This window comes from Bacillus sp. FSL R9-9530, from assembly GCF_038008145.1.
Taxonomy (GTDB): domain Bacteria; phylum Bacillota; class Bacilli; order Bacillales; family Bacillaceae_G; genus Bacillus_A; species Bacillus_A mycoides.
Genome location: NZ_JBBOYO010000001.1, coordinates 605,351 through 624,167, shown reverse-complemented (window position 1 = coordinate 624,167; position 18,817 = coordinate 605,351). Strand labels below are relative to the sequence as shown.

The 18,817-nt window shown below is 34.8% G+C and carries 21 protein-coding genes and 2 pseudogenes; 10 read left to right on the top strand and 13 right to left on the bottom strand.

The features are described from left to right. Nucleotides 1-76: 76 nt before the first annotated feature. Nucleotides 77-832 (bottom strand): class I SAM-dependent methyltransferase, encoded by a 756-nt coding sequence (locus MKX66_RS03025; protein WP_044443301.1) that lies wholly within the window; start codon nucleotides 830-832, stop codon nucleotides 77-79. 41 nt (nucleotides 833-873) lie between these two features. After that, nucleotides 874-1,416 (bottom strand): CGNR zinc finger domain-containing protein, encoded by a 543-nt coding sequence (locus MKX66_RS03020; protein ID WP_044443502.1) that lies wholly within the window; start codon nucleotides 1,414-1,416, stop codon nucleotides 874-876. A gap of 112 nt (nucleotides 1,417-1,528) precedes the next feature. Between MKX66_RS03020 and MKX66_RS03015 the strand changes: the two genes are divergently transcribed. Further along, complete coding sequence (locus tag MKX66_RS03015; RefSeq protein WP_107887994.1) at nucleotides 1,529-2,725, top strand: MDR family MFS transporter; 1,197 nt, start codon at nucleotides 1,529-1,531, stop codon at nucleotides 2,723-2,725. 82 nt (nucleotides 2,726-2,807) lie between these two features. On the opposite strand, the pseudogene MKX66_RS03010 reads toward MKX66_RS03015, so the two are convergent. Then, a pseudogene (locus MKX66_RS03010) lies at nucleotides 2,808-3,722 on the bottom strand (tetratricopeptide repeat protein). A gap of 369 nt (nucleotides 3,723-4,091) precedes the next feature. On the opposite strand from MKX66_RS03010, the gene MKX66_RS03005 reads away from it, so the two are divergent. Both MKX66_RS03005 and MKX66_RS03000 read left to right on the top strand, forming a co-directional pair. After that, a complete protein-coding gene (locus MKX66_RS03005) occupies nucleotides 4,092-4,472 on the top strand; it encodes a hypothetical protein (protein ID WP_326997158.1) in 381 nt (126 codons plus the stop codon). A 75-nt stretch (nucleotides 4,473-4,547) separates the two neighbouring features. Then, the gene (locus MKX66_RS03000; RefSeq protein ID WP_107887992.1) at nucleotides 4,548-4,775 is read left to right on the top strand and encodes a DUF3923 family protein; all 228 of its coding nucleotides are present in this window, start codon (nucleotides 4,548-4,550) and stop codon (nucleotides 4,773-4,775) included. 96 nt (nucleotides 4,776-4,871) lie between these two features. Here MKX66_RS03000 and MKX66_RS02995 read toward each other — a convergent pair whose 3' ends face one another. The 4 genes from MKX66_RS02995 to MKX66_RS02980 form a co-directional block, all read right to left on the bottom strand. Further along, nucleotides 4,872-5,423 carry a DUF2179 domain-containing protein gene (locus tag MKX66_RS02995; RefSeq protein WP_002014015.1) on the bottom strand — a complete coding sequence of 184 codons (552 nt, stop codon included), beginning with the start codon at nucleotides 5,421-5,423 and terminating at the stop codon, nucleotides 4,872-4,874. Nucleotides 5,424-5,653: 230 nt separating this feature from the next. After that, the gene (locus tag MKX66_RS02990) at nucleotides 5,654-6,067 is read right to left on the bottom strand and encodes an ATP synthase subunit I (RefSeq protein ID WP_002084378.1); all 414 of its coding nucleotides are present in this window, start codon (nucleotides 6,065-6,067) and stop codon (nucleotides 5,654-5,656) included. A gap of 53 nt (nucleotides 6,068-6,120) precedes the next feature. Continuing rightward, the gene (locus MKX66_RS02985) at nucleotides 6,121-7,443 is read right to left on the bottom strand and encodes a hemolysin family protein (RefSeq protein ID WP_002142537.1); all 1,323 of its coding nucleotides are present in this window, start codon (nucleotides 7,441-7,443) and stop codon (nucleotides 6,121-6,123) included. 119 nt (nucleotides 7,444-7,562) lie between these two features. Further along, complete coding sequence (locus MKX66_RS02980) at nucleotides 7,563-7,967, bottom strand: MerR family transcriptional regulator (protein WP_078178706.1); 405 nt, start codon at nucleotides 7,965-7,967, stop codon at nucleotides 7,563-7,565. Nucleotides 7,968-8,261: 294 nt separating this feature from the next. On the opposite strand from MKX66_RS02980, the gene MKX66_RS02975 reads away from it, so the two are divergent. The 5 genes from MKX66_RS02975 to MKX66_RS02955 all read left to right on the top strand — a co-directional run bounded on the left by MKX66_RS02975 (nucleotide 8,262) and on the right by MKX66_RS02955 (nucleotide 13,127). Next, nucleotides 8,262-9,029, top strand: a complete 768-nt coding sequence (locus tag MKX66_RS02975; protein WP_107887990.1) for a glycosyltransferase family 2 protein — start codon at nucleotides 8,262-8,264, stop codon at nucleotides 9,027-9,029. A 117-nt stretch (nucleotides 9,030-9,146) separates the two neighbouring features. Beyond that, complete coding sequence (rfbF, locus tag MKX66_RS02970; protein WP_341085460.1) at nucleotides 9,147-9,914, top strand: glucose-1-phosphate cytidylyltransferase; 768 nt, start codon at nucleotides 9,147-9,149, stop codon at nucleotides 9,912-9,914. 1 nt (nucleotide 9,915) lies between these two features. Then, nucleotides 9,916-10,971 (top strand): CDP-glucose 4,6-dehydratase, encoded by a 1,056-nt coding sequence (rfbG, locus tag MKX66_RS02965; RefSeq protein WP_326997157.1) that lies wholly within the window; start codon nucleotides 9,916-9,918, stop codon nucleotides 10,969-10,971. Nucleotides 10,972-10,983: 12 nt separating this feature from the next. Beyond that, entirely contained in the window at nucleotides 10,984-12,207 is a 1,224-nt protein-coding gene (locus MKX66_RS02960; RefSeq protein WP_341085456.1) for a class I SAM-dependent methyltransferase, read from the top strand. Further along, nucleotides 12,204-13,127: an NAD-dependent epimerase/dehydratase family protein gene (locus tag MKX66_RS02955; RefSeq protein ID WP_326997156.1), complete on the top strand. Its 924-nt coding sequence runs from the start codon at nucleotides 12,204-12,206 to the stop codon at nucleotides 13,125-13,127. Before MKX66_RS02960 ends, MKX66_RS02955 begins: the two co-directional genes overlap by 4 nt. On the opposite strand, the gene MKX66_RS02950 is transcribed toward MKX66_RS02955, so the two are convergent. After that, nucleotides 13,096-13,881 (bottom strand): glycosyltransferase family 2 protein, encoded by a 786-nt coding sequence (locus MKX66_RS02950; RefSeq protein WP_326997180.1) that lies wholly within the window; start codon nucleotides 13,879-13,881, stop codon nucleotides 13,096-13,098. The two genes, MKX66_RS02955 and MKX66_RS02950, sit on opposite strands and share 32 nt — an antisense overlap. A gap of 333 nt (nucleotides 13,882-14,214) precedes the next feature. On the opposite strand from MKX66_RS02950, the gene MKX66_RS02945 reads away from it, so the two are divergent. Continuing rightward, entirely contained in the window at nucleotides 14,215-15,102 is an 888-nt protein-coding gene (locus tag MKX66_RS02945; RefSeq protein WP_044443276.1) for a DMT family transporter, read from the top strand. A 22-nt stretch (nucleotides 15,103-15,124) separates the two neighbouring features. Here the strand turns inward: MKX66_RS02945 and MKX66_RS02940 are convergent, their stop codons facing one another. Then, the gene (locus tag MKX66_RS02940; RefSeq protein WP_107887987.1) at nucleotides 15,125-15,661 is read right to left on the bottom strand and encodes a hypothetical protein; all 537 of its coding nucleotides are present in this window, start codon (nucleotides 15,659-15,661) and stop codon (nucleotides 15,125-15,127) included. Nucleotides 15,662-15,682: 21 nt separating this feature from the next. After that, nucleotides 15,683-16,537 (bottom strand): pentapeptide repeat-containing protein, encoded by an 855-nt coding sequence (locus MKX66_RS02935; protein ID WP_341085453.1) that lies wholly within the window; start codon nucleotides 16,535-16,537, stop codon nucleotides 15,683-15,685. A 195-nt stretch (nucleotides 16,538-16,732) separates the two neighbouring features. Here MKX66_RS02935 and MKX66_RS02930 point away from each other — a divergent pair, with 195 nt between their 5' ends. Then, the gene (locus MKX66_RS02930) at nucleotides 16,733-16,906 is read left to right on the top strand and encodes a DUF1272 domain-containing protein (RefSeq protein ID WP_001162783.1); all 174 of its coding nucleotides are present in this window, start codon (nucleotides 16,733-16,735) and stop codon (nucleotides 16,904-16,906) included. 69 nt (nucleotides 16,907-16,975) lie between these two features. Here MKX66_RS02930 and MKX66_RS02925 read toward each other — a convergent pair whose 3' ends face one another. From MKX66_RS02925 to MKX66_RS02915, 3 genes and pseudogenes are all read right to left on the bottom strand, one after another. Then, nucleotides 16,976-17,452 (bottom strand): heme-degrading domain-containing protein, encoded by a 477-nt coding sequence (locus MKX66_RS02925; protein WP_002033314.1) that lies wholly within the window; start codon nucleotides 17,450-17,452, stop codon nucleotides 16,976-16,978. A gap of 305 nt (nucleotides 17,453-17,757) precedes the next feature. Then, nucleotides 17,758-17,952, bottom strand: a pseudogene (locus MKX66_RS02920) (esterase); the annotation flags it as partial. A gap of 25 nt (nucleotides 17,953-17,977) precedes the next feature. Beyond that, on the bottom strand, nucleotides 17,978-18,802 hold the full coding sequence (locus tag MKX66_RS02915) for an MBL fold metallo-hydrolase (protein ID WP_107887985.1): 825 nt from the start codon (nucleotides 18,800-18,802) through the stop codon (nucleotides 17,978-17,980). Between the last annotated feature and the right edge of the window lie 15 nt (nucleotides 18,803-18,817).

Below are 18,817 nucleotides of genomic sequence, written 5' to 3'. Positions count from 1 at the left end.
TGAACTCATTTTTTAAAAATAAAGAAGCCTATCATTTCATTTATTTGAAATGATAGGCTTCTTTTTATAAAGCACTTTACTTTCTCGCCTTAATAATAAAAGTCGTTGGCACCATTCTAGCTTTATATAAAGAATAATATTTCGTAGACGGCTCAGCTCGTTCTTCATCAAATGAGCTAGATGGTTCAGGTTCTTCTATTCTCTCAATTGTAAATCCCGCTCTATTTAACTCATTTATGTATGTACTTATTTTTCTCTTATATAATGTCGCTTGTACATTTTCTCCTTTAAATGTTTCAAACGTAATAGGAGTTTCCTCATGGTATGAAGACTTTAAAACAATTTCTTCTGTACCATACTGTAAGTTTGAATACACTGGATGCTCCCAACTAAAAATAAAACTTCCTCCTGGCTTTACATATGAATAAATCAGCTCTAACGTTTTCCCTAAATCTGAAGTCCAACCTAATGCATAAATGGAGTACACAATATCAAAATACCCTTTCGGAATATCCGATTCCTCTTCCATTGCTCCGCATATTAACTTTGGATTCCAACACTTTAACGTTTCACTCGCTGTTTTAATTTGTTCACTTGAAAGATCAAGCCCCCATACTTCCTCTGCCCCGTGTTCTGCCATATATTGCAACGAATGCCCACTTCCACATCCAATATCAAGAACCTTTTTATTTCTAATTGAATCGAACAAATGAATCTCATCTTCAGACGCTGTATACGGACCATATTTCGGTAAACAATCCACTTGAAAGAAATAAGGTGCAACTGTATCCCAACACTTTTTATTTAAAGCTAACATTTGTGTCCCTTTCATATTCTACATTCCCCCATCCACTTTTCTTCCCCTAATATAAATTACACATTATAACCCGATCTCCCTTTTCTCTTCGCCCGGTAATTTTTCACTTTCGCAATCGTACCGCACGCTCTTCCTCCTGTTTCTCCAGCATACATACCGCACCATCTTTTACTTCCATTTCGCGAATGATCATAAAATACCCAGCGACAATCTGGGCATGCTTTTAACCTTCCCCACAAATTTTCTTGAATCGCCATTAAAACAACGCTTAATACTTTTGTATATACATTCTCTTCGTGCACAGGCTCATATGTAATACCTTTCATATCTTCCTTTACATGTACATGAAATGGGTATTTCTCTAACCACTTTTGCAATGATCCTTCGCCTTCAACCGTTAACCGAATATCTTCTCGAAAACTTTTTAATTCCTCTATCGTATGAAATGGAACCTCTTCATGAAAATATTCTTTCATAAAGAGCTTTATATCCTCTTCTGTTTGCAGCATGTCAATTGGCTCTCTCGTATCGTTTGGTATTTTCCATGTATTTAAAAATTCCCGAATATATTCTAATTCATTTGGTGCATTTTGATTCAATTCCATCCACCTTCTTCTTAAAATTTACTTTTTTCTGACTTTATGTATAATTATAATATAAACTAGTTAACCATTAAAAAATTTTACCGGTTACAACATTAGGAGGAGTTCTATGAAAAGTTTCTCAATACCGATACGTTTCATGCTTATTTCTTCATTTTTTATGTCTTTTGGGTATTTTGCAGTATACGCATTTTTAGCTATTTATCTATTAAGCTTTCTTCATTTTTCTGCTGTTCAAGTAGGAACAGTTTTGACGGTTATGACAATCACATCACGAGTTATCCCATTATTCTCAGGATTAATTGCTGACAAAATAGGCTATATCATTATGATGATAGCCGGATTATTTTTAAGAGGAATCGGATTTATCGCTTTAGGAATATGCTCTGATTTCTATACAATTTCTATTTCTTCTGCACTTATTGGCTTCGGAACTGCATTTTATGAACCTGCTGCTCGTGCCATATTCGGCTCACAACCAGCTCATATGAGAAAAAATTTATTTACATATTTAAACCTTAGTTTTAATTGCGGTGCAATAATCGGACCAATTGCAGGAGGGTTCTTACTCTTACTCAATCCCATCTATGCTTTCTCTCTAACAGGATCACTTATGCTGTTATTCGCTTTTATCTTTTACTTACTTAAAAATCACTTCCAAGTCACTACTGAAAACACGTCTATTGCATTTGGAATACAGGCTATCTTACAAAACAAGCCTTTTCTTCTGTTTTCATTTATCATGATTTTCTTCTATATTATGTTTACTCAGCTTACTGTCGCACTTCCACTTCATATGAAAAACATTAGTAATAGCAATCCGCTTGCTACACTCGTTATTACGATAAATGCAATAACAGGCGTCATATTTATGGTATTATTTCGTAAACTATTTCATAAATACAATACACTTTCGATTATTAAATACGGTGTTTTATTAATGAGTTTTTCTTTTTTACTCATTCCTTTATTTCCACACCCATATTGGCTATTTATTTGTGTAATTTTATTTACAATTGGCGAAACACTCGTATTACCTAACGCTGATATTGCTATTGCAAATTACAGTAACGAATCATATACAGCTACTTACTTCGGATTTTATCAACTATCACTCGCATTTGGTTTTATCATCGGTAATTATACCGGTACATCTTTTACAGCCAACTTAAGCGGAATGTATACACCATGGCTTATTTTCGGTGGAATAGGACTTATTGGTTTTATTTCACTACATATTTTAAATATAAAAAAAGGATTCCCTAAAGAAGATATATACCTATGTAATAATACAAAACACCTTTAACACATTACAATTGAGATGGTACCTTTAGACAACCAGCCTATAATAAAAAAATTCGACCATCATATGTGACAGTCGAATTTTTTTATTCTTCATATTCAAGATGATTATGTCTTTTACAACCAAATAAATAGCAAGCCCCTATATAATCAGTTTCAAATTCTAACCCTGGAACATATCCAGATTCGATACGTTCTATCATTTTTTTATAACAATTGTTCTCTTCTATATATTCCTCAATTAACTCTTTCTTATCGTTTTCTGTCCAATTTTCTTCTACTTCTTCATTCTGAACATCTTCTATTTCTGCTGTCTTCACTTCGATAGATTCCCGTATAACTTCATTTATACGGGAGAAATTATTAGCTTTATATAGAGCATAAACAAATCTACCAATCCAATTGGGACTTTTCCAGTATTCTTTGTATCCCTTTTCGAACCATTCAATTGCTTCTTTATAGCAATTCAACTCAACATATAAATCTGCTACATTAATTTCTCCTACAAAATCATCAGATTTCCTGTTAAAAGCATCCAACTTCTCTTTCGCTTCTGTTTTTCGCCCTAAATCAATTAAACACTTTACATAGTTATACATTATAATGTCTGAATCCCCTGCAACTCGCAAGAAAAATTCCGAAGCTTTTTCCAACTCTCCAAGATTATAATGAGCTACAGCTACATTGTGATATGCTTCATCGGATGGTTGAATCGAAATAGATTTTTGTAATGCATCTTTCGCTTCTTCCCACTTTTCTTGTTTCATGTAAATTTCCCCTAAGATGTTATAAGGAAAGTATGAGGAAGGATTCTACTTAACAGCTTCTTTTATTAATTCAAGAGCTTTACCATCATTCTCTTCCTCATAAAAGTACATCCAAGCAAGATTATTGAGAGATTGTACACCTCTAGATTCATGTACTGCTTGTTGAAACAGTTCCATTGCTTCCTCATATTCATTTTGTTCAAACATTTCAATTGCCTTCTCTTTAATGTTCAAGTAACTACCTCCGAAGTGAATGAATTCATCTATTCCCTATCATCATTTTAATATACAAAAATTGTAATTTCTATAATAATAAGATTGCTTCGTATTAAGCTCTTTCTCCTGTCTACATTTCATCATATATTTGGATATCCAATTCGTAATGATTTTATCAACACCGCTTTGTAAAGAAAATAAATACCTACTGTAAAAATACTGATTCTCAACAATAAGTAAATTTTTCAATCTCCCTTAAATTGGATATATAACCTATTTTAATTTACATATTATGGTACAATAAAAAAGTGCTAGCTAAACATTTACGTTCCACACTAGCAGTCTAACAATACCAAAATCAAAAATCACTTGAAATTGGGGGATGTTATGAAAAAGAAATTAATTGTTCTTCTATTCATCGGAATCATTTTATCCGGATGTTCAACTATAGTAGAAAATTCTTTAGAAACCGGAAGCGGCAGTATTGAATTATTAACACCAACGATTACAACAAAAGATAATGAATTAGAAATTAAGACTGAAGGTATTGATGAAAATAAAGTAACTTTTATTTATGTTGCCAATAAAAAAGTATTGGAACAAAAAATAAATAATGGTGAATCCTACAAACTTAACATTAAAAATATCGAGCACGCTCATAGGACAGACTACAAGCCAAGAGTTCAACTTTTGCAAACGAAAGATGATAACGAAGATGGAGACATGGCAACCTTTAAACAAGTTAGATATACAGTTGAAAAAAAGTAGTTTTATAGTTATTTCATTTAAATATAACAACCGAAAATATACTTTTAACAGAGGGTAAATATAAGAGGTGCTAGCATGAAAAGTAGATGGATTTATTGGTGGATTGGTAACATATTTTGGATTACCATTTTTGGGATATTGGCAGCTATCATTTGGCTAAGAGAGGTTGATGGTGCTGGTGTTACTCAAACACCTGAGCTGAAATTAATAGCATTTATCGTTTTATTAATTGCATTTATATTACCACTAATTATTCAAGTTGTATGGTTAATTGTTAATCTGAGAAAAAGCAGAAAAAAATAACGCAGAAAAAAGAGAGGAATCTTTTTCAATATAGATTCCTCTCTTTTTTCTATGGGGATTATGCCGTGCTTTTAAAGCTGCACTACTCCCTTTTCTTTACGATGCATGTTCATCTTTCTTCTTCTTCAACAATGCTCTCTTTTTCATCGCCTTCGTTAAATATCCACCTTTAAACGAACGGATTTCATAAGAAGACATAAACGCTTTCGGTGCAATTTCATTAATAATTTCTAACAGTTCTTTTTCTCTAGAACGCTTTGCAACGATATCTAAGCGATAACGTATAGAATTTATTCCTTCACCTTCAAATACTGTAACGCCAAATCCAAAATGGCGTAATTCATTTACTAATTCATTACAACGGTCTAGCAAACTAACTTGATACGTAATATATCCAATTGCTAATTTATTTTCTATATAACCGCCTAACAATAGTCCCGCACTAAAGCCGATGACATAGGCAACAATGTTCATCCAATTTGATAAATCTTGAAACACAATACCTAAACTGACAATATAAATTGCTCCTTCTAACAATCCTACACCTGCAGCGGATCTTGTTTGATTCTTTACAAGCAAAATCGTACGGATTGTTAAAGTTGGAACGTAAATAATTTGAAGCACAAAAATAAGTAAAGCTTGTAACATTGGTATCCACCTCTTTCGCAAATTCTTTTGTCATGATAACATACAAAAGCTTTAGAAATCGATGGGTTTTTTAATTTTTTTTAATTTTTTTTAATTTTTTTTCATACTATTGAAATGCCCCAAAAATAAGCGTATTATATTTGGCATAAATTCGATAAGTACCAGTAAATCATTCGTATTATATCATTTATTTTTAAACGCAAAAAAGGAACCTGATTAGGTCCCTTTCATCAGAGCTCTATGTTTTTCGAAGCATTTTCCTTTTGCTTCTCTTCTTCTTTTACTAGCTGCATATTTGCATAGGCTAAATTCGCAATCATTAAAAAGTGTCCACCCAATATTCCAGTACCGAATGCCCACATTTCCATTTCATGCTCAATTTCAAACATAATGATAGCCCCTAATATTGCGGCTGCAAATCGGTTTAGAACTCCTAATCCAGGAGCCTTTTCTTTCATCACGATACTTCTTCCTAATTTCTCCACTCTGCGAGCTAATAGCCAAAGACAATATGCGCTAACTGCTAAACCGATACCGAACCCTGTCACTTGTTTCCCAAACGGAGTAACCGCCCACATTAGTAGTAAACCACTAAAGATCGTATACAATTGTAATCGATATACACGTAAGGCTACTTGAATCAAAATATCCGCTCCTAATTTCACATTTTATTATGTGTTAGAAGAAAAGCAGCAACTTACACAGTTGCTGCTTTCTCTTGTTCTTGTTCCATTTTTTGAATTTCAACACGTTTAATTTGATAAGCATCTTTTTCTAACACTTTAAATTCATAGCCTTCTGCTTCAACGTATTGTCCTTCTTCGATTTCATGATTTTGCATCATAATCCATCCACCGATTGTATCCACATCGTCTTCTTCAATGTGTAATCCAAACAAATCTTTTACTTCTGAGATAAGCACTTTTCCATCAACAATTTTATGATACTCGTTCACATGTTGAATTGGTGGTGCTTCATCTTCATCATATTCATCACGAATTTCGCCGACGATTTCCTCCAATATATCTTCAAGCGTTACAATTCCAGCTGTTCCTCCGTACTCATCATATAAAACAGCCATTGGAATTCGCTTCTTCTGCATTTGCAGTAATAAATCATGAATTGGAGTCGTTTCCATAACTTCAATAATCGGACGCATATACGTGCGAATCGATGATAAATCTTCTTGATCGTTGTTCATATATCGAATAAAGAAATCTTTTACGTTGACCATACCGATAATATCATCTTTATCTTCTCCAAAAATCGGATAACGTGTGTATCGTTCATTTTGGATTACTTTCATGTGTTCTTCTACTGAATCTTCAAGATAGAAACCAACGATTTCTGTACGCGGTACCATTATCTCTTTCGCGATGCGATTATCAAATTCAAAGATATTATTTACATACTTGTATTCAGCTTGATTAATTTCGCCACTTTCATAGCTATCTGAAAGAATAAGACGTAATTCTTCTTCTGTATGAGCTACTTCATGTTCAGAAGCTGGCTTCAAACCGAATAAACCAGTTATAACACGAGCTGAACCGTTCAATACCCAAATAAATGGATACATGATTTTATAGAACATCATTAACGGAGTTGCCAATAACAACGTTACTTTTTCAGCCTTTTGAATTGCCAGCGTTTTCGGAGCTAATTCCCCTACTACAACGTGTAAATATGTCATTAGCATAAAAGCAAGACCAAAAGTTAATACTGATGAGATAGAAGGATTTACGTTCCATTTCTCAAATAACGGGTGTAATAACTTTTCGATTGTCGGTTCACCTAACCAACCAAGTCCCATCGCTGTAACTGTAATACCTAATTGACAAGCAGATAAATATTCATCTAAATTTGTTGTTACTTTTTTCGCTGCTAACGCACCGCGTTTCCCTTCCGCAACAAGCTGATCAATGCGACTTGAACGTATCTTAACAATCGCAAACTCTGCTGCTACGAAAAATCCAGTAAATGCGATTAAAATCGCAACCATGACTAAATTAAATATTTCCAATGAATCCCCTTAGTTAAAAAACTAAGGTGTCCACCTCCTGTATACTATAATGTTTTCTTATTTGTTCGTTAGAAAACATAGCCCGATACAAAAATTAAAGAGGTCGGATTTCACTTATTCTATAATAATAGAGCAAGTGTCTGTATTAAAGCTGTCGTTTGACCTGATAAAGATTTCGATATTTTTTCACGTTGTGAATCAGTCAATTCATCTAAAAGAGGCTTTAACTCTGTTAGTTCTGCTTCTAATCTATGAATATGGTCTGTCACTTCATTCACATGTTTCGAAACGTGTTCATTGATACCGAGCAGCTTCTTCTCCTCGATCTTCTCTTTAATCTCACAAAGCGGCATATGCATTTCTTTGCACTTCTCAATAAATTGTAATGTCTCAAATGCTGTTTCGTCGTAATAGCGATAATTAGATTGAGATCGCTCCGCTTTTAAGATTCCTAGATTCGTATAATAATCAATCGTTCGTTTCGACACGTGAGCCATGAGAGCCAACTGTCCGATTCGATACACCTTCCCAACGATCTTCCCCCCTTGTTTATATTACTATTATCATACAATACATAAACTGTACAGTCAAACGTGACGGTTTGTTATTCACAATTTATATAAAATTTCTCGTCTCATCTTATACTATCCATAAACATATAATCTATTAATTTAATTATATATAAAAATCAATATTTTTATTAAACCACCACTACCGAAATGTAGCCATTGAATAGCCCGTTCCTTCAACCTTTCTTATTTACGAACATATCATAATAATATCGATATAAATTATTTATTCTATAGGAGGAGATTGAAATTACCACAACTATTATTTCTCATTTTTATAACGAAGAATATTTGCTTCCTTGGTGGCTTATGCACCATACAAAAATATTCGATCACGGTATATTAATTAATAGAGGTTCCACTGATCGTTCCGTTGAGATTTGTAAATTATTCGCCCCCCACTGGGAAGTGCGAGATTCAAGATTTATTGAGTTTGACCCAACAAATACTGACATTGAAGTTATGGGAATTGAAAGAGAAGTTTCAGGTTGGAAAATCGTTTTAAATACTACGGAATTCTTTTGTTGTAATAATAAAGAAGAGTTTTTCTCATCTCTTCATACACTAGGACAAAATATGTATGCAATTAGAATGATTTTAATGATTGATAACCATAATTATTCGAAGCCAAGATATTCTATCCCATTAGTAGAGCAACGATACCACGGCGTCTTCCCTTATAACCCAAAACTCGGATGTGCCTGGAGATTTATTCACAACCACCTAGATGGAGCATATTTACCTGGTAGACATTATTCGCGGCACGGGAACATAGTTTATGACTATCCTTCATTTATTTTAAAATTTTATTTTAGCCCTTGGAATGAACATACAAAGGCTAGAAAATTACAAATTACACCCACCCTTTCAAAAATGGGTGTTCAAATGGGACTCCAAACTCATTATGGACAATCTCCTGAGGAACTCGAAACCCGTTTTTTAGAGCTTAGTAACGTAACACAAGACCTTCGTAATCATCCTGAATATCAAGAATTATTCCCAAAATTCAAACCGTAATGTTGTACGCACTGGCATATTTTCACACAATTCCTCCTACTTAGCAAAAAATATAAAACCATTCGCATAAAATATGAATACTGTAATTACTATAACTTTTTATTTTAGGAGGACAAAATGAAAGCTGTTATTCTTGCTGGTGGATACGGTACAAGGATTGGGGAAGAAACACACTTAAAACCAAAACCTATGATTGAAATTGGGACAAAGCCTATTCTATGGCACATTATGAGTCTGTTCAGTCATTACGGTATTACTGAATTTATTATTTGCTTAGGTTATAAAGGCTATGCAATTAAAGAGTTCTTTCTAAATTACAACTTACACATGTCAGATTTCACAATACAATTAAGCAACAACACAATCACTAGCCATTCACATCGTATAGAACCATGGAAAGTTACTCTTATCGATACTGGTCTAAATACAGAAACAGGTGGCCGAGTGAAAAGGATACAAAATTACGTCGGGAACGAACCTTTCTTTTTAACTTACGGCGATGGATTAAGTAATGTAAATATAAAAGAACTCCTTACGTTTCATAAAAAACATGGGAAAATGGCTACTGTAACTGCCGTACAACCCCCTGGTAGATTCGGTTCCCTTGTTATAGATAAGCAATCAGTTACATCATTTCAAGAAAAACCTTTAGGTGATGGTGGATGGGTTAACGGTGGATTCTTTGTTTTAAACCATGACATTTTCAATTATATTAGCGGAGATAAGTCCATTTTTGAAACAGACACTTTAGTTCAGTTAGTAAATAAAAACGAATTGGCAGCATATCAACATACTGGTTTTTGGCATCCAATGGATACATTGCGCGATAAAAATAAATTAGTCGAGCTATGGGAAAGTAATAACGCTCCGTGGAAGGTTTGGTAATATGGCTTCATCATCTTTTTGGAATAAGAAAAAAGTATTTATTACAGGACATACTGGCTTTAAAGGCTCATGGCTCACCCTTTTTTTAACTTCATTAGATGCAGAAGTAGTTGGCTATTCTTCTCACCCCCCATCCATCCCTAACCTTTTTGAACAATGTAACGTATCAAAAGAGTGCATAACAATTAAAGGCGATATTACAGATTACGATTCTTTATTCCATGCCCTGAGACAACATAACCCTGACATACTATTTCATTTAGCAGCTCAGCCAATCGTCACCACTTCATACAAAAATCCTATCGAAACATTTAAAACGAATGTTTTAGGTACTGTTCACGTATTAGAAGCGGCAAAGCATATAGAAAGTATACGTGGCATCATTAATGTTACAAGTGATAAATGCTATGAAAATGACGGGAGCGGTAACCGGGCATTCGTGGAAACTGACCGACTAGGAGGTTTCGACCCTTATAGTGCTAGTAAAGCTTGTGCTGAACTAGTTGCAACATCATATCAAAAATCATTCTTCCACACTAACACTCCTAAACTTGCCTCAGTAAGAGCAGGTAATGTCATCGGCGGCGGTGATTGGGCAGAAGACCGATTATTCCCAGATATCATTCGTGCATATTTACAAGATAATACATTAAATATTAGAAACAAAAACGCTATTCGCCCATGGCAACACGTATTAGATCCTTTACATGGCTATATTCTTTTAGCTGAAAACCTTTCGAAAGACGCCGAATATGCAGCAGCTTGGAATTTCGGCCCGATGAATGAACTTAACAGAACCGTTCATGATGTCATTCAATCTATAATAAAATTATGGAATCAACCACTAACAATCCTTTCCCCTCATACAAATACTCTTTATGAATCACCTATTTTAACACTTGATAGTACAAAAGCAGTAAATAAACTCGGTTGGACTCCTAAATTATCAACAGATCATTCTATCGCTTGGACTGTTGATTGGTACAAAAAATATGCATCTGGTCAAAATATGGAATCTTTCACGCGACAACAAATCGATGCATTCAAAAATTTATAAGGGGGCTATAAAATGGAACAGAAAAAATGCCGTTTTTGCCACTCATTACTCACAAATACTTTTTTAGATTTAGGCGTTTCTCCTCTCGCTAACTCATTTGTAGCTCCAGAACACTCATATAAAATGGAGCCATTTTATCCGCTGCACACGTTTGTTTGTAACTCTTGTTTACTTGTACAATTAGATGAATTTGAATCTCCGCACAATATTTTTCATGACTATTTATACTTTAGCTCTTACTCCTCCAGTTGGCTACTACACGCTAAGCAATATGTAGAAATGGCGATTACGCGTTTCAACTTAACAAACCATTCGAAAGTGATTGAAATCGCAAGTAACGACGGGTACTTGTTACAATACTTTCAAAAAGAAAATATCAAAACGTTAGGAATTGAACCAGCAAAAAATGTAGCAGAAATCGCTATCCAAAAAGGAATTCCTACTGAAGTGAATTTTTTCAGCAATGACTTAACAAAAAAATTACCGCAAGCAGATTTAATCGTCGCAAATAACGTATTAGCACACGTTCCGAACTTGCATGATTTTGTTGCCGGTTTAAAAACATTATTAAAACAAGATGGCACGATAACAATTGAATTCCCGCACTTATTAAACCTCATATCCTTTAAACAGTTTGACACAATCTATCATGAGCATTTCTCCTATTTCTCACTTATAAGTCTTCAAAAAGTTTTAGCTCATCATCATTTACAAATTGTCGATGTAGAAGAACTTGCAACGCACGGTGGTTCATTGCGTATTTTTGTAAACCATCACAGTGACTCATCCACTATCCATTCCAGTGTTACAAATATAATCCAAAAAGAAGTAGATCACGGGCTAGATACATTAGATTGCTATCTCCTTTTTTCTGAACGCATAGAACAATTGAAAATAAGTATTTTAAAGTTTTTTATCGAAGCAAAAGCTTTAAACAAACAAATTATCGGTTACGGCGCTCCAGCTAAAGGAAACACCCTTTTAAATTATTGCGGGATAGGAAAAGAATTTTTAAATTATACTGTAGATAAAAACCCTCACAAACAAAATCTCCTTCTACCAGGAACCCGCATTCCAATACAATCTCCGGAAGAAATAAAACGTACAAAACCTGATTACATTCTCATACTTCCTTGGAACTTGAAAGACGAAATTATGAAAGAATGCTCTTTCATTCGTGAATGGGGCGGCAAATTTTTAGTAACGATTCCAGAAGTTGAGGTAATTGAGCCATGAAAAAAATCCTTGTAACAGGCGGTAGTGGATGGATTGGTAAATATGTTGTAAATTCTCTTATACAAAAGGGCTATGAAGTGCACGCCACTTTCCATACAAATAAGCCTTCTCACCTTTCTTGCGATTGGCATAAAGTAAACTTACTTTGCGATGAAGAAGTAAAAAAACTCATTTACGACATTAAGCCTAGTCATCTCATTCATTTAGCTTGGGAAGCAGTGCCGCCAGCGTGTTATGTATCTATTAATAATTACTATTGGCTTATATCCAGTATCTCATTACTTCAACACTTCACAACGTGCGGCGGAAAGCGAGTCATCGTTGCCGGTACTGGCGCAGAGTATGAATGGTTTAACGGCGTATTATTTGAAGATTCACCGCTTCTTTCCTATAAAACCCCGTATTCATTATGTAAAAACGCACTACATTCCTGGCTACAATCATACGCTGGGCAAACCGGCCTCAGCATATGTTGGGGCCGCATTTTTCATATGTATGGCCCTCACGAACAAGGGAATCGACTCGTTTCTAACATTATCACGTCCTTATTAAAAAATGAGGACGCACTATGTACACATGGAAAACAATCAAGAGATTTCCTCCATGTGAGTGACGTCGCTGATGCTCTCGTAACAGTATTAGAACGCAACGTTACAGGCACAATCAATATCGCTTCTGGTCAATCTGTACAAATTAAAGAATTAGCTTCTATCATTGCTAAAAAGATAGGAAAAGAAAATTTAATTAAACTAGGTGCGATTCCTTTCTCTAAAGATGAACCTTTATTCGTCGGCGTTAATGTAGAACGTTTAAAAACTGAAGTAAACTGGAAACCGACATACGATCTAAATATTGGAATCGAAGAAACAATTTTATGGTGGGAATCATTTATAAAAAAGCATAACGATACGCATCACTAAAACGTAAATCCTTCGTCCCTCTTGCTAAATCCTTATACCATTCTTCTAATCTTTCAGGTGTAATAATATGATGCGTTCCCATTCCCCCATGCTTACTAGCTTCAGAAAGAGTCGGACCAATTTGTAATTTCCTCTTTCTCATCGCATCGTTCCAAGGGCTGAAACCAAACCATGCAATACACGCAAGTGGCGGGTAAGCCATAGATTCATGCACAGATAAATGTCTTCCAACCGTATAACTTCCGTGTTCATGATTATGAATAAATCTACCCCTTCTCCATAACGCCCAATCTTCTGGTAAATAACCGTGAAATCGCTGTTTCATTAAAGGTATTCCAAAGTTAAGGTCCGGATAATTATAGTTAAGATCATCGACCATAATAAGCCCTTCCAGCCAATACATCCTCCCTCCCAATTCATTTAGTGATTTCCAAAACTGATTTTTATCTTGCACACAAAGAAACTCAGTCGTATTTAAAATCATTTTCCATCCTTCTACTTCTTGTTCTATCCTCATCACTTCATGATCTGTCGCTAGTGCATCAAATTCTGGATTTGCAGAATCTCGTACTTCCCAGTGTGGTGCGAATTTTTTACAAATTTCAACCGAACGATCTGTTGAACCTTTATTAATTAAAATGCCATGATCAAACAGTTTCGTATGATGAGAAAGCCACCACGGTAATAAATACTCTTCATTGTAAAAATGAGAAATAACGGTCGTAGTTATAACAATCTCCTCCTCTTTTTCTATTAATCTACTTTTTTATCCTACTCTTAATATACTTATCAGTTATGTAATTCGTTTCTTTTATTTTAAAAATATGTTTTTCTACCATATACTATGCTTTCTTAGACAACCATCATTTCCATTTTCTAAAGAAACATCCCAATAAACTGAAAATTAAGTTATAATATCATTATAAAATTATGAAGGAGGAATGCACTCATGTACTACAACACTTCATTCGAAAACGATCAACCTGTAGTCCGTCTATAATCTAAGACGGGCATTCATATAACAAGTGCACCATGCCCCGTCTTAGGGAATAAATCATAACCCTAAAAATAGACGGAGGTCATTCAAATGAAACAAACCATTTTAGGAGCTATATGTTTATCACTAGCAGCAAGTATTTGGGGCGGTATGTACGTCGTTAGTAAATACGTACTCGACTTTATTCCGCCACTTACACTCGTTTGGCTACGCTTTATTATCGCTTTTGTTGTTTTATATGCGATTTTGAAAACAACTGAAAAAAAGCAAAAGAAAAAAGTAACCATACACAAAAAAGATTGGCTATTATTCGCTTGGATTGGATTCATCGGGTATTTCATTTCGATCACATGTCAATTTATCGGAACGAAATTATCCGATGCTCATACAGGCTCCTTAGTAACATCAGCTACACCTGCATTTATGGTTATATTTGCAGCGCTCCTTTTAAAAGAGAAACTAACTGCTCGTAGACTTTTATCAACTATAATAGCGACAATCGGTGTCATTATCGTTATCGGATGGGATATTGAAATCGGCTCCTATTTTATCGGTACAATCATTTTAGTTGGAGCCGCTATTACGTGGGCTTTACTATCCATTTATGTAAAAATCGCTTCCGCTCGATTTTCATCTTTAATTATTACAACGCACGCAATATTCTTTTCACTCTTTTTCATTACACCGTGCATGGTATGGGAACTCCAATCAAGTCCTATTGAACATATAAACATGTACGTATTATTAGGCGTACTCTATTTAGGAATCGTCTCAACCGCAGGTGCATTTTTTCTTTGGAATAAAGGGTTAGAATTAATGGATGCTAGCATCGGTTCATTATTTTTCTTCTTTCAACCGATCGTAGGATCATTACTTGGCTGGCTCCTGTTAAATGAGACGTTAAACAGTAACTTTTTCATTGGTGGTATCCTTATTATATGCAGTGTTATAATTACTACTTTTGAAAAGCAAAAATAGTATAAAAAAAACAGGCAGAGACTTAGTCTCTGCCTGTTCGCATAATTGGGTCTTGGTCGTGAAAACCGATGCAAATTGGTATATTACTTTGTAATCCACTGCATGCACTTATAAAACTACACACCGTTCTTGCGATTAAATATAAAGTAATACCTACAGCCTTTTTATCTGAATCAAAGCCATTTTCACCATAAATATCAGCTAACTCTCCTAAAGATGGTCCTTCTATTTCATCCGTCCAATCACTTGCCCAATCCTCATCTTCTTCTTCAAGAAACATATAATCGTCACAAATATAAAACTGACTATCCCACTCATTATCAAGATCATACTCAAAATAAATCGCCTTTGCTTCTTCACTTTCAGCAATTTCTAACGCTTCTTTCAAACCTATCCTCATACTTTCCTTGTATGAATCTAATGGAATCAATTTAATGCGCTCCGCATCCTCACTTGACGCTAGTGTGCGACAAATATCATAATACTTCAATTCTATTTGAGATACTGATAACAAAAATACATCTTCCTGCATTTCCTCTAAATACTGAAAAATATCCACACTATTACAACTCCCTACACTTTACACAGTCCAATGTGCTGGACGAGACAACACTTTCGGTAATTTCGTATGTTTGTCCCCTTTCGCCGCATTAATTTGGACTTGCGTAAGAAAAATACTATTCGTAAAATCTGCCCCTCTAATATCTGCATCACGCAAATCTGCTCCAATGAGATCAGCTCCGCGTAAGTCTGTACCATTAAGGTTAGCCGCAATTAAATACGCCCCTCTTAAATTGGCTCCTTGTAAATCTCTCTTTTTAAGGTTAGCTCCCATAAGATCTGCTCCGCGGTGACTGATTCGTTTTTTACGTGCAGCATTCATTTCTTTCCAAACTAATTCACTCGTCTCTAAAAGGAGAATGTTCACTTCTGCACGGTGTAATGGCACATTTACTTCCATTAACTCATCTGAACTTAAATTAGAAAGACGCTCTGTCTCTTCAATTGCTTCCTTCAGCTCTTTATGAATTGTCTGCGTCGCCTTTAAAAGAACAGCTTCCTTCAAATACCAAAGCATTTCATGAAGCTGATGCATAACCGGAAAAGCATCATACATTTCTCTCGCATGCTCGGCATCTGTCCGCCAATCAATTCCTTTAAACGTAACTTGAGAAATCTTTTGTCCGGCGCCGAAACATTCAAACACTGTACAACCTTTATACCCTTTTCCTCTAAGATTTCTATGTATACTACATTTATAATCTGATTGTAAATTTGTACAAGGTTTACCACCATCTTTATTCACCGCAAAATCTATTGACGCTGCGAACGGTAATGCTACACAACATAAACCAAAACACTTTTCACAATCTGCTTTTAAACTATTGTGATTTGTATCCTCTTCTACATGAAAATAATCGTTATTATTAGTCAAAATATATACCCCCTGTTGTCTTTTGACTATTTCATAATATTCCAACTACAATAAATAATCAATTTTAAAATAAATAGACCTATTTCATTTCAAACAACAACATAATCCTTTTATTTCTTTTCATTTAAAAAGGACATCCACTACAATGTTAATTATAATTAAATTATGAACTTTCGAATAACAAGGAGGATTACTATGGCATTAGAAATGAAAACAAACTGTCAAATTTGCGACCATTCCCTTCAGCCCGATTCTGAAGCATACATATGCGTGTATGAATGTACATTTTGTGCACCATGTACAGAGGAAAGGCAAAATGTTTGCCCGAATTGTGGCGGCGAGTTAGTACGTAGGCCGAAAAAGAAATAATAAAAAGGCAAAAACGAACAGGAATATGTTCATTTTTGCCTTTTTATTTAACTATTAAAATTACTTCTATTATTGATTCAAATGATTTTTAACTGCTCTTATAACCAATTCATGATCTACTTCTGGTGGTAATCCTGAGACTGTTATCATTCCAATAACCCCTACATTTTTTATTTGGATAGGAAAACATCCACCAAACGCAGCATATTCCGATCCATCTAAACGGTATTTTTCATGATATGGAACTCCGCTTATTTCACTTTCTATCTGCATATAATACGAGCTATGATTATGCAGGGAAACGACCCGTTTTTTACGCTCAATCCATTTCGTATTTTCCTCAGTTGTCCCCGTCATCTTGAAATGAAATAATTGCACACCATTTTTGGCTATATCAACAGCAATCAATTTCCCCTCTCGCTTTGCTGTTTCAACGATATATAAACCTAATTGCAAGGCATCTTCATTTGTAAAAGAGGAAAATTGAAGTGTTTCCTCCTCTATTAATATTTGTTTACTTATTTCACTCAAATTTGAAGTACTCATATCTTTAACCTCCCTAATTGTCTTATACCACATTGGCTTTTTTTAGAATTACCAGATTCTATAGTACCGTAACGCTTGTTTTCTTCTTACTGGTGCTATTATGAATTATATTTAACACATTAAAAATGTATGTACTTTAAAGTGCTATAGGTACTAAACATTTAGTACAGGAATTGTCTATTTCTGTGATTAATTAGAATATATTAAGGTGTTTGCATTTTTGCCTTGCTACAATGCCCTTGCGAAAAGATACTATATTTTACTTATGTGAATACAAAAAAAGCAAAGCGCCCACGCTTTGCTTCTTACAAAATCCCTTTTAACTTTTCATAAATTAACTTCGCTAAATACGCATAGACTTCTGCTACAAAGTGTAATCCATCTTTTTCTTCATCTTCTACGAATATTTTATAATTTTCTTCTTGAATCATCTCAGCATATAAATTGAGAAAATGGCTCCCTGTTTTTCTTGCTACTTCCTCTTCCGCCGCTGCATACTGACGTTTTCATTAATCTAACACTCCTTTACGTACGAAACAGCTTTCCTTCTATCGCTTTCACATATCTTTCCGCAGAACGTTCAACTGCCTCATTTGCATTTTCTTTTACTACTCGGTGAAAAGCATTATATAAACGATTAAATTGTAACGGTTTCACTCGATTCGCCATTTCCTCAACTTTTCTCGCCGGTAATGGAATTAAGTTTGGATAGCTGTACATGAAGCTCACCCACTGTTGATCCGCTACAACTTGAATGATATCACCTGTTAATAATATACCTTTCCCATCATTTCCTTCTTCCCAATGTAATACAGAACCGCCACTAAAATGTCCTCCGAGACGATGCACAGTAATTCCATCTGCTAATTGTAAAGACTCACCAGTCCAATAAATAATACGACTACTCGGGCGCATAACCCACTCTTTATCGTCTTCGTGTATATAAATTGGTACATCAAATGTTTCTGCCCATTCTACTTGTGTTGAATAATAATGCGGATGAGATAGTGCAATCGCATCTAATCCGCCCCACTCTTTTATCTTCTCAATTGTCGTTTCATCTAAATAAGTAATACAATCCCATAACAAACGATATGACTCTGTTTTTACTACAAATGCCGTCTGACCGATCGCAAATTCTGGTTTTGTCGTAATACTATAAAGCCCATTTTCTTCTTCTATAATTTCATTTTTATATGTATCACTCGTTTGCAAGTTTTCTAAACTCGTCCAAGACTGCCCTTTCGGATTAATATATTGTCTCTCCTCATCACAAATAACACAACTTACCGGTTCTTCCACACTCGCTGCATACTGCACGCCACACGTTGTACAAACGAAATTATTCATAGTCATTCCCCTATC

Bases quoted from the DNA above. Each gene is read 5' to 3' on its own strand.
- MKX66_RS03025 (WP_044443301.1), bottom strand. From the start codon at position 832: ATGAAAGGGACACAAATGTTAGCTTTAAATAAAAAGTGTTGGGATACA.
- MKX66_RS03015 (WP_107887994.1), top strand. From the start codon at position 1,529: ATGAAAAGTTTCTCAATACCGATACGTTTCATGCTTATTTCTTCATTT.
- MKX66_RS03005 (WP_326997158.1), top strand. From the start codon at position 4,092: ATGAAAAAGAAATTAATTGTTCTTCTATTCATCGGAATCATTTTATCC.
- MKX66_RS03000 (WP_107887992.1), top strand. From the start codon at position 4,548: ATGAAAAGTAGATGGATTTATTGGTGGATTGGTAACATATTTTGGATT.
- MKX66_RS02995 (WP_002014015.1), bottom strand. From the start codon at position 5,423: ATGTTACAAGCTTTACTTATTTTTGTGCTTCAAATTATTTACGTTCCA.
- rfbF (WP_341085460.1), top strand. From the start codon at position 9,147: ATGAAAGCTGTTATTCTTGCTGGTGGATACGGTACAAGGATTGGGGAA.
- rfbG (WP_326997157.1), top strand. From the start codon at position 9,916: ATGGCTTCATCATCTTTTTGGAATAAGAAAAAAGTATTTATTACAGGA.
- MKX66_RS02960 (WP_341085456.1), top strand. From the start codon at position 10,984: ATGGAACAGAAAAAATGCCGTTTTTGCCACTCATTACTCACAAATACT.
- MKX66_RS02955 (WP_326997156.1), top strand. From the start codon at position 12,204: ATGAAAAAAATCCTTGTAACAGGCGGTAGTGGATGGATTGGTAAATAT.
- MKX66_RS02945 (WP_044443276.1), top strand. From the start codon at position 14,215: ATGAAACAAACCATTTTAGGAGCTATATGTTTATCACTAGCAGCAAGT.
- MKX66_RS02930 (WP_001162783.1), top strand. From the start codon at position 16,733: ATGGCATTAGAAATGAAAACAAACTGTCAAATTTGCGACCATTCCCTT.
- MKX66_RS02925 (WP_002033314.1), bottom strand. From the start codon at position 17,452: ATGAGTACTTCAAATTTGAGTGAAATAAGTAAACAAATATTAATAGAG.
- MKX66_RS02915 (WP_107887985.1), bottom strand. From the start codon at position 18,802: ATGAATAATTTCGTTTGTACAACGTGTGGCGTGCAGTATGCAGCGAGT.